The 12,571-nt window shown below is 69.6% G+C and carries 14 protein-coding genes; 8 read left to right on the forward strand and 6 right to left on the reverse strand.

The window, feature by feature from the left end; translation table 11 throughout:
- Positions 1 to 35: 35 nt before the first annotated feature.
- Positions 36 to 1,385, reverse strand: a complete 1,350-nt coding sequence (locus ACIO3S_RS13955) for a cation:dicarboxylate symporter family transporter (protein WP_400464378.1) — start codon at positions 1,383 to 1,385, stop codon at positions 36 to 38.
- Positions 1,386 to 1,527: 142 nt separating this feature from the next.
- Here ACIO3S_RS13955 and ACIO3S_RS13960 point away from each other — a divergent pair, with 142 nt between their 5' ends.
- The 4 genes from ACIO3S_RS13960 to ACIO3S_RS13975 all read left to right on the forward strand — a co-directional run bounded on the left by ACIO3S_RS13960 (position 1,528) and on the right by ACIO3S_RS13975 (position 5,252).
- Positions 1,528 to 3,132, forward strand: a complete 1,605-nt coding sequence (locus tag ACIO3S_RS13960) for an ATP-binding protein (RefSeq protein ID WP_400464381.1) — start codon at positions 1,528 to 1,530, stop codon at positions 3,130 to 3,132.
- On the forward strand, positions 3,129 to 3,821 hold the full coding sequence (locus tag ACIO3S_RS13965) for a response regulator (RefSeq protein ID WP_400464383.1): 693 nt from the start codon (positions 3,129 to 3,131) through the stop codon (positions 3,819 to 3,821). The genes ACIO3S_RS13960 and ACIO3S_RS13965 overlap by 4 nt, the downstream gene beginning before the upstream one ends.
- A 63-nt stretch (positions 3,822 to 3,884) precedes the next feature.
- Entirely contained in the window at positions 3,885 to 4,625 is a 741-nt protein-coding gene (locus tag ACIO3S_RS13970; protein ID WP_400464386.1) for a class I SAM-dependent DNA methyltransferase, read from the forward strand.
- 84 nt (positions 4,626 to 4,709) lie between these two features.
- The gene (locus ACIO3S_RS13975; protein WP_400464389.1) at positions 4,710 to 5,252 is read left to right on the forward strand and encodes a Uma2 family endonuclease; all 543 of its coding nucleotides are present in this window, start codon (positions 4,710 to 4,712) and stop codon (positions 5,250 to 5,252) included.
- A gap of 5 nt (positions 5,253 to 5,257) precedes the next feature.
- Here ACIO3S_RS13975 and ACIO3S_RS13980 read toward each other — a convergent pair whose 3' ends face one another.
- Genes ACIO3S_RS13980 through ACIO3S_RS14000 form a run of 5 tightly spaced genes read right to left on the reverse strand, consistent with a single transcriptional unit; the run spans position 5,258 to position 8,610 of the window.
- Positions 5,258 to 5,551, reverse strand: coding sequence for a hypothetical protein (locus ACIO3S_RS13980; RefSeq protein WP_400464392.1), 294 nt, complete (start codon positions 5,549 to 5,551; stop codon positions 5,258 to 5,260).
- Positions 5,548 to 5,841, reverse strand: coding sequence for a hypothetical protein (locus tag ACIO3S_RS13985; protein WP_400464395.1), 294 nt, complete (start codon positions 5,839 to 5,841; stop codon positions 5,548 to 5,550). The genes ACIO3S_RS13980 and ACIO3S_RS13985 overlap by 4 nt, the downstream gene beginning before the upstream one ends.
- 9 nt (positions 5,842 to 5,850) lie before the next feature.
- Positions 5,851 to 6,621: a nucleotidyltransferase domain-containing protein gene (locus ACIO3S_RS13990; RefSeq protein ID WP_400464398.1), complete on the reverse strand. Its 771-nt coding sequence runs from the start codon at positions 6,619 to 6,621 to the stop codon at positions 5,851 to 5,853.
- A gap of 5 nt (positions 6,622 to 6,626) precedes the next feature.
- Positions 6,627 to 7,163, reverse strand: a complete 537-nt coding sequence (locus ACIO3S_RS13995) for a GNAT family N-acetyltransferase (RefSeq protein ID WP_160022524.1) — start codon at positions 7,161 to 7,163, stop codon at positions 6,627 to 6,629.
- Between the two features lie 4 nt (positions 7,164 to 7,167).
- Positions 7,168 to 8,610 carry a glycine hydroxymethyltransferase gene (locus ACIO3S_RS14000; RefSeq protein ID WP_400464403.1) on the reverse strand — a complete coding sequence of 481 codons (1,443 nt, stop codon included), beginning with the start codon at positions 8,608 to 8,610 and terminating at the stop codon, positions 7,168 to 7,170.
- A 463-nt stretch (positions 8,611 to 9,073) separates the two neighbouring features.
- On the opposite strand from ACIO3S_RS14000, the gene ACIO3S_RS14005 reads away from it, so the two are divergent.
- From ACIO3S_RS14005 to ACIO3S_RS14020, 4 genes are read left to right on the forward strand one after another with little or no spacing between them, the layout of a single operon-like run.
- A complete protein-coding gene (locus tag ACIO3S_RS14005) occupies positions 9,074 to 10,798 on the forward strand; it encodes a nitrite/sulfite reductase (RefSeq protein ID WP_400464406.1) in 1,725 nt (574 codons plus the stop codon).
- The gene (locus tag ACIO3S_RS14010) at positions 10,795 to 10,965 is read left to right on the forward strand and encodes a hypothetical protein (protein WP_350659041.1); all 171 of its coding nucleotides are present in this window, start codon (positions 10,795 to 10,797) and stop codon (positions 10,963 to 10,965) included. The genes ACIO3S_RS14005 and ACIO3S_RS14010 overlap by 4 nt, the downstream gene beginning before the upstream one ends.
- Positions 10,962 to 11,705 (forward strand): phosphoadenylyl-sulfate reductase, encoded by a 744-nt coding sequence (locus ACIO3S_RS14015; RefSeq protein ID WP_141792939.1) that lies wholly within the window; start codon positions 10,962 to 10,964, stop codon positions 11,703 to 11,705. The genes ACIO3S_RS14010 and ACIO3S_RS14015 overlap by 4 nt, the downstream gene beginning before the upstream one ends.
- Before the next feature lie 55 nt (positions 11,706 to 11,760).
- Positions 11,761 to 12,504 (forward strand): CbiX/SirB N-terminal domain-containing protein, encoded by a 744-nt coding sequence (locus ACIO3S_RS14020; RefSeq protein ID WP_160022518.1) that lies wholly within the window; start codon positions 11,761 to 11,763, stop codon positions 12,502 to 12,504.
- The last annotated feature ends 67 nt before the right edge of the window (positions 12,505 to 12,571 follow it).

Here is a 12,571-nt window from a genome sequence, read left to right on the forward strand (position 1 = left end):
GTGTCCGCGCGGCGTACGGCCTGTTGTCGTGGGGTCTAGACGAGCGCCTTGTCGGTTTCGGCCGCAGGCGGGGCGGCGTGGTCGTCGACCATGGTCGTCTCGTCGAACGGGTCCTGACCGTCCAGGACGCGGTCGAGCTGGCTGTGGTCGATGGTCTTGGTCCAGTGGCCGACCAGGACGGTGGCGACCGAGTTGCCGGCGAAGTTGGTCAGCGCGCGGGCCTCGGACATGAACCGGTCGATGCCCACGATGAGCCCGACCCCGTCGACCATCTCCGGGCGGTGGGACTGCAGTCCGCCGGCCAGGGTCGCCAGGCCGGCGCCGGTGACACCGGCGGCACCCTTGGAGGCGATCATCATGAACAGCAGCAGGCCGATCTGCTCGCCGATGCTCAGCGGGTCGCCCATCGCGTCCGCGATGAAGATCGAGGCCATCGTCAGGTAGATCGCGGTGCCGTCGAGGTTGAACGAGTAGCCCGTGGGGACCACGACACCGACGGTCGCCTTCTCGACACCGGCGTGCTCCATCTTCGCGATCAGACGCGGAAGAGCCGACTCGGACGAACTGGTGGAGAGGATGAGCAGGAACTCGCGGGCGAGGTACTTGAGCAGCTTGAAGAGGTTGACGCCAGTCGCCAGCTTGAGGAGCACGCCCAGGATGCCGAAGACGAAGATCGCGCAGGTGATGTAGAAGGCGACCATGATGACGGCGAGGCTCTTCAGGGCGTCGATGCCGGTCTCGCCCACCACACCGGCGATGGCGCCGAAGGCGCCGACCGGGGCGGCCCACATGATCATCGCGAGCACCCGGAAGATCAGGTTCTGGATCATGGTGATCGCCTTGAGGATCGGCTTGCCCGACTCACCCATCCGCTGCAGCGCGAAGCCGACCAGGAGCGCGACCAGCAGGGTCTGCAGCACCACGCCAGAGGTCAGCGCCGAGAAGAGCGAGGTCGGGATGATGCTGAGGAGGAAGTCCGTCGTGCTCGCGTGCCCCTCCGAGGCAGCCTCCTGGCCCGCGCTGGACGCGTCCGAGCTCAGCTGGAGGCCGGTGCCCGGGTCGATGATGTTGCCGACGACCACGCCGATCGCCAGGGCGACCGTGGACATCACGATGAAGTAGGCCAGCGCCAGGCCACCGACCTTGCCGACCTTGGCCGCGTTGGCGACCGAGCCGACGCCGATGACGAGGGTGCAGAAGATGATCGGCTGGATCATCATCTTGATCAGATTCACGAAGGCCGTGCCGATCGGCTTCAGCTCCACCGCGAACGACGGGGCGATCAGCCCGACCAGAATGCCGAGGACCACCGCGGCGATCACCGCGATGTAGAGATAGTGTGTCCGGTCCTTCTTGGGTCTTGTCTCAGTCGTGGTCGTACTCATCGTTCCTCCTGGTCCGGTGTGTCCTGCCCTCCGGGGCAACTCGGGCAACTCTCCGGGAGAACGTGACGACCGTCACTGTTGTGTTCGTTGTGTTCGTGGCCGCGATCACATCCACGCAACGGAGGTGGTCCAGAATGTTGTCGTGCCCCGTGTCCACCCGTTCCGCCCTCGCGTTCTCCGCGATCGGCCGGTGGCCCAGCAGGTGCTTCTCCTGCAGTTCGGCACAGTGCTGCTGCTCGTCGTCACCGGCATCCTGATGGCCTCCTACGACGCCCAGCGCGACTCCTACAGCCGCGCCACCCAGCGCGCGGTGGCCGTCGCCCAGACCGTCGCCGACTCCCCCACCGTCAGCACGGCGCTGCGTGGCGAGGACCCGACGGCGACCCTCCAGCCCTGGACCGAGCAGGTACGCCGCGATACCGACACCGACTTCGTCGTGGTGATGGCCCTGGACCGCACCCGCTACACCCACACCGATCCGCGCCAGATCGGCGGGAAGTTCGTCGGCGACCTCGGCGGCGCGCCCGACGGCGAGGTCTTCATCCAGCAGTACACCGGGACGCTCGGCCCGTCGGTCCGCTCGGTGGTGCCGGTCGAGGACGGCGACGAGGTCGTCGCGCTCGTATCCGTCGGCATCACGGTCAGCGACATCAACCGCGGTCTCAGGCGCGACGTCACGATCGTGCTGCTGTGCGGCGCGCTGGTGCTGGCCGTGGGGCTGACCGGCGCCTGGCTGCTGAGCAGGCGCCTGCACCGGCTGACCCATGGCATGGGCGAGCGTGAGCTGGCCCGGATGTACGAGTACTACTCCGCCGTCCTCCACTCGGTCCGCGAAGGTCTGCTCCTGCTCGACGGGGAGGGGCGCGTGCAGCTGGTCAACGACGAGGCGCGGCGCCTGCTGGCGCTGCCGGAGGACGTCATCGGCACCCGGATCGAGGACCTCGACCTGGCGCCCGGGCTTGTCGCCGCCGCCCGCGGCCGCACCGCCGAGTCCGACGATCTCTACCTCGCCGGCGAGCGGATCCTGGTGGTCTCCTCGGCCCCCGCCCTGTGGGACGGCCGCGAGGTCGGCGCCGTGGTGACGCTGCGCGACCACACCGAGCTGCGCTCGGTGACCGGCGAGCTCGAGGTCGTACGCCGCCTCACCGAGTCGCTCCGGTCCCAGAACCACGAGGCCGCCAACCGCCTCCACACCGTGGTCTCTCTCATCGAGATGGGCCGCGAGCAGGACGCGGTCGAGTTCGCGACCGAGGAGCTCCAGGTCGCCCAGCTCCTCACCGACCGGGTCGTCGGCGCGGTCGAGGATCCCGTCGTGGCCGCGCTCCTGCTCGGCAAGTCGGCCGAGGCGGCCGAGCAGGGCGTCGAGTTCCGTATCGTCGGCGAGGTGCCGTCGGGCACGGGCATCCCGCCCCGCGACCTGGTGACGGTGCTGGGCAACCTCGTCGACAACGCCTTCGACGCCGTCTCCGGCTTCGAGTCCCGCCAGGTCGAGGTCCACCTGACCGGGGACGACGACACCCTCACGGTGCGCGTGGGCGACAGCGGACCTGGCCTGGACGACGCTGACTCGGCGCGCGTCCTCGACCGCGGCTGGACTACGAAGGCCGAGCCCGGCACCGGCCGCGGCTTGGGCCTCGCACTGGTCGGGCAGATCGCCCGGCGTCATGGTGGCGAGGTCGTCATCGGCCGCTCCCACCTCGGCGGGGCCGAGTTCACCGTCACCCTCGGCACGGAGGTGGCCGGATGAACGTGCGTGTCCTGGTCGTCGAGGACGAGGCGCTCGCCGCCGAGGCCCACGCGGCGTACGTCGGCCGGGTCTCGGGCTTCGCCCTGGCCGGGATCGCGCGGTCGGCGCGCGAGGCCGTCCGCGCGCTCGATGCGGCCCGCGACGCCGGCACTCCGGTCGACCTGATCCTGCTCGACATGAACCTGCCCGACGGGCATGGGCTCGGGCTGCTCAGCAGGCTGCGCGCCGCCGGGCACCTGTGCGACGTGATCGCGGTGACCGCGGCCCGGGACACCAAGGTCGTGCGGCAGGCCGTCGTGCAGGGGGTCGTGCTCTACCTGCTCAAGCCGTTCACGTTCGCGACGTTCCGGGACAAGCTCGAGCAGTACGCCGACTATCGCGCCCGCTTGGACGCTGCCCCCGAGGAGGTCGTCCAGGACGAGGTAGACCAGCTGCTGGGATCGCTCCGGCCCACCGGCAGCACACCTCTGCCCAAGGGCATGAGCGCGGAGACGCTGCGGGCGGTGACGGCCGCGCTGCGCGAGGCCGACCGCGACCTGTCCGCGAGCGAGGTCGCCGCGGTGGTCGGCGCGTCGCGGGTGACGGCGCGGCGCTACCTCGAGCATCTTGCCGACAAGGGCCTGGCCGCGCGCGGGGTCCGCTACGGTCCCAGCGGCGGCCGGCCCGAGGTCGGCTACTCCTGGCTCTGAGCCGGACGTCAGACCGGGAAAATGGTTCGCGCCGGGGCATCTCGCCGGGCAGAGTCGACGCCCATGACCAGCAGCGATCTGTGGACCCGCGACGACGCCGAGCGCTACGACGACCCCGACGACTGGGTCAACTCACCCGAGGTGACCGGCCCGGTGGCCCGCTTCCTCGCCGACCTCGCCGACGGCGGCCCCGCGCTCGAGCTCGCCATCGGGACGGGCCGGATCGGCGTACCGCTGCGGGAGCTGGGGGTGCCGGTCACCGGCATCGAGCTGTCCCAGCCGATGGTCGACGTCCTACGGCGCAAGGTCACCGAGGAGGAGATCCCGGTGGTGGTCGGCGACATGGCTGCCGCCGAGGCGCCCGGGGTGGGGACGTACTCGTTGGTCTATCTGGTCTACAACACGGTCTCCAACCTGCTGACCCAGGACGAACAGGTCGCCTGCTTCGCCAACGCTGCTCGTCATCTGGCCCCGGGCGGGCGGTTCGTCATCGAGCTGTGGGTGCCGGAGCTGCGCCTCCTTCCACCCACCGCGGTCGCGGCAACGTTCGACGTCTCGGAGCGTCACGTCGGTCTGGACACCGTCGACATCGCCATGCAGCTGCTGACCTCTCACCACTTCACCAAGGAGGGCGACACCTACCGGCGCGGCGAGTCGAACCACCGCTACATCTGGCCCTCCGAATGCGACCTGATGGCGCGGTTGGCCGGAATGACCCTGGAGGCGCGCTACGGCGGCTGGGATCGATCCCCGTTCACCAGCGACTCGCTCAGTCATGTCTCGGTCTGGCGCAAGCCGGCATAGTCCTGGACCTGTTCCCGCGGATCGGCGAGACTGAAGACGGACGACGAATCCACCTTCCAGATCGCCACCAGAAGGGAGCATGTGATGAGCATCGCCAGCCATTCTGGCGACCTCACCCGCGTGCCGATGTCGTGGGACGAGTATCTCGCCCTCGAGGACACCCCGGGTGAGTACTACGGAGGATCGCTCGTCACCATGGCACCGCCAGGACGCAAACACCAGCGCATCATGTTCGAGCTCCAGACGCTGATCCGCCATCACCTCGCGCCGGGCGCCGATGTGACCCAAGTATGGGGGTGGTCGCCGAACGACGTGCGAGAAGAGCTCATCCCCGACCTCATGGTCCATGTCCAGACCGACGAGGAGCGGACGTTGACCAGCACACCGCACCTGGTCGTCGAGATCCTCTCCAGCAACCGTCGCGACGACCTCGTCGGCAAGCTCAACCGCTATGCCCAGTGGGGCGCCCCGGCGTACTGGATCGTCGACCCTCGTGACCACGTCATCCTCACCCATCGCCTCGAGGGCGGCTACTTCGTGGAGACCGGCCGATACACGGACGGGACAGCGACGCTGACCTACGTCGACGTCAAGGTCCCGGTCGACGTCGACGCTCTCCTCGGCTGATCGGGTCAATCGCCGCGCTGGAACTCCCAGGCGAGCTGTATCGCTGATTTCACGGCCTCTGAAGGGGCACGGTCGAGGTAGGCCTCGATCTTGTGATGGGCCTCCAGCCGGGGCGGGATGCCGAAGGCGTCCGGCCAGCGCTCGACCAACTCCTCGCGGCGCTCGACCGGGACCCGGACGAGCAGGGTGGTCGGGTCGACCAGCCTGGCGACCAAGCGGTCGTGGACATACCAGCCACGCGGTTTGTGGCGGCAGCCGTCCAGCGAGGAGAGGAAGGCGTCGACCTCGTCCGGAGTCATGCCTGTGGAGCGTACGCCGCTCGCCACCGCTCGGCAGCCATCTGCGCGGCCTCGCTGATCAGCGCGGTCAGCTCGGGGCGGTCCGGGACCGGGAACGAGGTGTAGGCGCTGCGGCCTCCCTCGACCGGGCGGCCGTACGCCTTGGCCGCGAGGCGCCCGTCGGGCAGGAGACGTACGTTGAGGGTGCTGAGCCGGAAGACCACGTCGCGGCGGGTGTCGGTCCACTGAAGGGCCTCGGGAACGGCGACATTGATCGCCAGGGCGCTGACCTCGACCTCATCACTCGTCACGGGCCGAGTCTAGGGCCGCCACAGCCCGATCTCCGCCGCGAAGCGGGTGGCGATGGACTCGATCACGCCGCCGGCAGCGAGCAGCGCCGCGGTCTCGTCCGCGGAGGCACCACCGCTGTCGCAGAGTGTCCGGAGCCTGGCCAGCTGCGGCGCCAGCGTTGGTTCGATCTCGCTCCAGCGGGCTGCGGCCGCGAAGCGGTCGGTGGTCCAGGTGCCGTCGTGGACGCTGACCAGGCCGGCCAGGGCGAGCAGGGACTTGCGTGCGATCCGGCGGGAGAGGTCGCTCGGGTCGTCGCGGCCGAAGGCGGTGCGCCACCGGCGCAGGGCACGCTCGATGTCGCCGTTGAAGCCGCGGGCGGCACGAGCGTCTGCCGGGAATCCGGGCAGGGCCTCGCCCGGGTCGGGGCCGGCCAGATGGGCGCAGTAGTGGTGCAGGAAGACGCGGTTGCCGTACGCCTCGTCGCCCTCCCCGGCGTAGTCGTCGGCGGACGCGGCGGCGATCTCCACGCCGCGGCAGACCCGGTCGAAGGCCGCCGACGCCTCGGCGCCGAGCGCGGAGGCGTCCGCCGCCGGGAGTCCGATCGTCAGCAGGTCGACGTCGGAGGTGGGCTCGGTGGCCGTGCCGTTGGCCACCGAGCCGTAGACGTGGACCGACACCTCGGGTGGGACCCGCCCGAGGACGTACGCCAGGACCGGCTCGTACGCGGACGGCACCCGGTCACGGCGCGCTCCCGTGACGATCAGACCGTCGGGGGTCACGCCCTCGCGTGGATCGGCCATCGCGGTCAGGTGAGGCGGAGCGCCATCTTCGACTCGGTGCGGGGGTCGCCCTCGGGGAAGGGCTGCGTCTCACCGGTGAGCTCGAAGCCGAGGCGTTCGTAGAGGCGGCGCCCGGACTCGTTGCCATCGACGACCCACAGGGTCAGCACGGAGGCACCGTCACGACGCGCCCAGCCGGCGACGGCCAGGATGAGGCCCTCGGCGAGACCATGGCCACGCGCCTCGGGGGCGAGCCACATGTTGATCAGGTGGTGCTCGCCGTCGTGGATGATCCCGGCGGCGAGCCCAGAAGGCTTCTCGCCGAGCCAGGCGATGTAGGCGGCGCCGGACGCGGCCCACAGCCGCCAGCGCTCGTCGGGCCAGGTCACCACCTCGTCGTAGGAGGCCCAGAACGCACGAGGAGTGTCCTGGAGAGCCGCGAGGCGCACCTTCTTCAGCGCCGGCCACTCGTCCTCGACGACGACACGCACCTCCGCCGTCGGGACCACCTTCTCAGGGGCCCCGACGCCGGGGATCGAGCTGGGTCGCTTCGGAGCAGGCACGAGCTCAGGCGAGGTCGAGACCGGGGTACAGCGGGAACTTCGCGAGCAGCTCCGCCGCGGCGGCCTTGGTGTTGTCTGCGACGGAGTCCTCGATGGCGTAGGACGCCTTGGACGGGCCGCCGGCCTTCGTGGTGCCGGGGGTGGTCTTCGAGAGCACGTCGACGATGAGCTCGGCGACCCGGTCGAACTCGTCGGCGCCGAAGCCGCGAGTGGTCAGCGCCGGGGTGCCGAGGCGGATGCCCGAGGTGTACCAGGCACCGTTGGGGTCGGCCGGGACCGAGTTGCGGTTGGTGACCACGCCGGAGTCGAGCAGCGCCGACTCGGCCTGGCGGCCGGTGAGGCCGAAGCTGGTCACGTCGAGCAGGACGAGGTGGTTGTCGGTGCCGCCGGTGACGAGCTTGGCGCCACGCTTGAGGAAGCCCTCGGCGAGCGACTTGGCGTTGTCGGCGACCTCCTGGGCGTAGATCTGGAAGCTCTCCTGCTTCGCCTCGGCGAACGCGACGGCCTTCGCGGCCATGACGTGCGAGAGCGGGCCGCCGAGGACCATCGGGCAGCCGCGGTCGACGCTCGGGGCGTACTCCTCGGTGGCCAGGATGAAGCCGCCGCGCGGGCCGCGGAGGGACTTGTGCGAGGTCGAGGTGACGACGTGGGCGTAGGGAACCGGGTTCTCCTCGCCCTGGAACACCTTGCCGGCGACGAGGCCGGCGAAGTGGGCCATGTCGACCATCAGGGTGGCGCCGACCTCGTCGGCGATCTCGCGCATCTTGGCGAAGTTCACCCGGCGCGGGTAGGCGGAGTAGCCGGCCACGATGATCAGCGGCTGGAACTCCTTGGCCTTGGCGCGCAGCGAGTCGTAGTCGAGCAGCCCGGTCTCGGGGTCGGTGCCGTACTGGTTCTGGTGGAACATCTTGCCGGAGATGTTCGGGCGGAAGCCGTGGGTGAGGTGGCCGCCGGCGTCCAGCGACATGCCCAGCAGGCGCTGGTTACCGAGCTCGCCACGGAGCGTCTCCCAGTCGGCCTCGGAGAGCTCGTTCATGTTCTTGACGGCCATCTTCTCCAGCCACGGGCCTTCGACCCGGTGGGCGAGGATGGCCCAGTACGCCGTCAGGTTGGCGTCGATGCCGGAGTGCGGCTGCACGTAGGCGTACTCCGCACCGAAGAGCTCCTTGGCGTGCTCGGCGGCGATCTGCTCGACGGTGTCGACGTTCTGGCAGCCGGCGTAGAAGCGGTGACCGACGGTGCCCTCGGCGTACTTGTCGGAGAACCAGGTGCCCATCGTCATCAGCGTGGCGGGGCTCGCGTAGTTCTCGCTCGCGATCAGCTTGAGGCTGGCGCGCTGGTCAGCGAGCTCCTGCTTGGTCGCCTCGGCGATGCGGGGCTCCACGGAGGCGATGACCTCGAGGGCTTGGTTGTAGGCAGAACTCGTCAAGGCGGACAGATCGCTCATGGTCACAGCGTAGTCAGCCGCGCGGACGAGAGCAGCATCGTGGTCGCCCGGTGCGTTGCGTACGTCCTCTATCACCGCCCGCGGGAATGACCGACTGCTCAGCCTGGTTAAGAGACCGTGACCAGATGGTGACCTCGGCCACACCGCCCGCGTGAACGAGCGGGAACGTCCCACATAACGGACCGATGTCTCATATATCGGGATTCCAGATTGCGTGAGGGCCGTCCGCTACCTGAGACTCCTTGACATGGTCACTGCTGCAACACATGCGCACCTCGTGGTTCGACGCCACGTGGACTATTGCCGCATCCGCAGCTCGATCTGTTGGCGCCACTGACGCCCAGCGCTCCGCATCCCCCGCGTCGAGCCGCTGGCCCGCCGCCCGACAGACATCCCGGGCGCCCGCCGCGAGCACGTCCCTGCTCCGCCGTGCGTCCACGACCGACGCAAAGGTTTCTCTGACATGAGCGACAACCGGTTTCAGGCCAAGCGCGCCACCCGAACCGAGATCCCCCGGCCCAAGAAGGGCGAGGGCCAGTGGGCCCTCGGCTACACCGAGCCGCTGAACAAGAACGAGGAGTCGAAGAAGAACGACGACCCGCTCAACGTTCGCGACCGGATCCTCTACACCTACTCCAAGCGCGGGTTCGACTCGATCGACCCGGCCGACATGCGCGGCCGCTTCCGCTGGTTCGGCCTCTACACCCAGCGCAAGCCCGGGATCGACGGCGGCAAGACCGCCATCCTCGAGGAAGAGGAGCTCGACGACCGCTACTTCATGATGCGTGTCCGCTCCGACGGCAAGCTCCTCTCCCCCGCCGCGGTGCGCACCCTGGGCCAGATCGGCGTCGACTTCGCGCGGGACACCGCCGACATCACCGACCGCGAGAACATCCAGTACCACTGGATCGAGATCGAGAACGTCCCGGAGATCTGGTCGCGCCTCGAGGAGGTCGGGCTGCACTCGACCGAGGCCTGCGGCGACTCGCCGCGTCCGTTCCTCGGCTCGCCGGTCGCCGGCGTCGCCGCCGACGAGATCATCGACGGCACCTCGGCGCTGCGCGAGATCGAGTCCCGCTACCTGGGCGACCCGGCCTTCTCGAACTTCCCGCGCAAGTTCAAGACCGCGCTGACCGGCCACCCCTCGCACGACGTGGCGCCCGAGATCAACGACATCGCCTTCGTCGGCACCGTCCACCCCGAGCACGGCCCCGGCTTCGACGTCTGGGTCGGCGGCGGTCTCTCCACCAACCCGCGCCTGGCCGAGAAGCTCGGCGTGTGGGTGCCGATCGACGAGGTCGCCGACGTGTGGGCCGGCGTCGCGGGCATCTTCCGCGACTACGGCTACCGCCGGCTCCGTTCCCGGGCCCGGCTGAAGTTCCTGGTCGCCGACTGGGGCAAGGAGAAGTTCCGCGAGGTCCTCGAGAACGAGTACCTCGACCGTCAGCTCGTCTCCAACCCCTCGCCCGAGTCGCCCCTGGGCCACCGTGACCACGTCGGCATCCACGACCAGAAGGACGGCAAGAAGTACGTCGGTCTGGCCCCGATCGCCGGTCGCATCTCCGGCACCCACCTGGTCGAGCTCGCCGGCGTCATGGAGAAGTTCGCCGTCGAGGGCGCTCGGCTCACGCCGTACCAGAAGATCGTGCTGATCGGGGTCTCGCCCGAGGTGGTCGAGGACCTGGTCACCGCGCTGGACGCGATCGGCTTCTCGGCCCGGCCCTCCAACTGGCGCCAGAACACGATGGCCTGCACCGGCATCGAGTTCTGCAAGCTCGCGATCGTGGACACCAAGGACCGGGCGCGCGACCTGATCGCCTCGCTCGAGTCGCGGTTCCCCGAGCTCGACGCCTCCATCACCGTCAACGTCAACGGCTGCCCCAACGCCTGCGCGCGGACGCAGGTCGCCGACATCGGCCTCAAGGGCCAGCTGGTCCTCGACGACGAGGGCAACCAGGTCGAGGGCTTCCAGGTGCACCTGGGCGGCGCGACCGGGCTGACCGCCAACTTCGGGCGCAAGCTGCGCGCGCACAAGGTGACCTCGGCCGGGCTCGACGACTACATCTCCGCGTTGGTCGTCAACTACCTGGCCGACCGCACCGACGGCGAGACCTTCTCCGCCTGGACCGCGCGGGCCGACGAGGTCCTGCTGCGCGGCGAGAAGACCTTGGACGAGGTGACCGCATGAGTGAGCGCGCAAGCACCCCGTTCCACTGCCCGTTCTGTGGCGAGACCGACCTGTGGCCGCACGAGGCCACGCACGGGTCCTGGGAATGCCGCGCCTGCCTGCGCGCCTTCCAGCTGAAGTCACTGGGACAGATCTCTCGGGCAACCACGAAGGAGGCGCACCGATGAGCGTCAGCACAGCAGCCGCCCGTGCCAACCGCGCGGTGGACACCGAGGGACGTACGCCCGAGGAGCTGCGCGAGATCGTCTCCCACTGGGGAGCCGAGCTCGAGCTCGCCCCGGCCGAGACGATCATCGAGTGGGCCGCCGCCACCTTCGGTGAGAGGTTTGCGATCACGTCCTCCATGGGGGACGCGGTCCTGGCTCATCTCGCCTCGAAGGTCGTACCCGGGATCGACGTGGTCTTCCTCGACACCGGCTACCACTTCATCGAGACGATCGGCACCCGCGACGCCGTCGAGGCGACGATGCCGGTCAACCTCCTCACGATCACGCCCGTGCAGAGCGTGGCGGAGCAGGACGCCGAATACGGCAAGGACCTCTACCGGACCGACCCCGACCTATGCTGCGCGCTGCGCAAGGTCAAGCCCCTGGCCGACTCGCTCGCCTCCTACGACGCCTGGGCCACCGGCCTGCGCCGCGCAGAGACGAAGAACCGGGTCATCGCACCGGTCATCGGCTGGGACGCCAAGCGCCAGAAGGTCAAGGTCTCGCCGATGGCGCGATGGTCCGACGAGCAGGTCGAGCGATATATCGAGGACAACGGAGTGCTCGTGAACCCGCTCGTCTACGACGGGTATCCCTCGATCGGCTGCGCGCCGTGCACCCGCCGGGTAGCCCCCGGCGAGGACCCGCGCAGCGGGCGATGGGCCGGCACCGGCAAGACCGAGTGCGGCATCCACGCCTGATCGGCCTCTCCACCACACCAACAGACTTTCCCTGCAACACCGAAGGATGAAGACAATGGCAGCTCCTGCACTGGTAGCCCTGGCTCACGGCAGCCGCGATCCGCAGTCGGCCGCGACCATCAACGCACTCGTTGCCGAGGTCCGGGCCCTGCGCCCCGACCTCCGCATCGAAGCCGCCTTCCTCGACCACTCCCGGCCGCGTTTCCAGGCCGTCGTCGACAAGCTGGTCAAGGCCGGCCACGACGAGATCGTCGTCGTGCCCCTGCTCCTGACCGAGGCGTTCCACGCCCGCGTCGACGTACCCTCGGTCATCGCCGAGGCCACCGCGCGCCACTCCGGCCTGCGCATCCACACCAGCGAGATCCTCGGCCTCGAGAGTGTCTTCCTGCAGGTGCTCGACGAGCGCCTCCGGGCGTCGCTGAAGGCCGCGCGGGTGCGTGAGCTCGACGCCCTCGTCCTGGCCGCCGCCGGCTCCTCGGACTCGCTGGCCAACCAGTCGGTCGCCCGCCTGGCCCGGATCTGGGGTGCCCACCACAAGCTCCCGGTCGTGGCTGCGTACGCCTCGGCCGCTCCGCCGGCCACCGGCGAGGCCGTCCGTGCCTTCCGTGCCGAGGGCCGCCGCCACATCGCCGTCGGCATGCTCTTCCTGGCTCCCGGACAGCTGCCCGACCGTGCCAAGGAGCTCGCCCTCGAGGCCGGCGCCGTCGCGGTCAGCGACCCGATGGGCGCCCACCCCGAGGTCGCCCGCACCATCCTGGCCCGCTACGCCGTCGGTGCCGTCGAGCTCGTCCCGGTCTGATCCACTCCGCGCCGAGTCGGCGCATCCTGACATCGAATCCCGCCGAGTCGGCGCGTCATGACGCGCC

Source organism: Nocardioides sp. NPDC087217, assembly GCF_044744805.1.
Taxonomy (GTDB): domain Bacteria; phylum Actinomycetota; class Actinomycetes; order Propionibacteriales; family Nocardioidaceae; genus Nocardioides.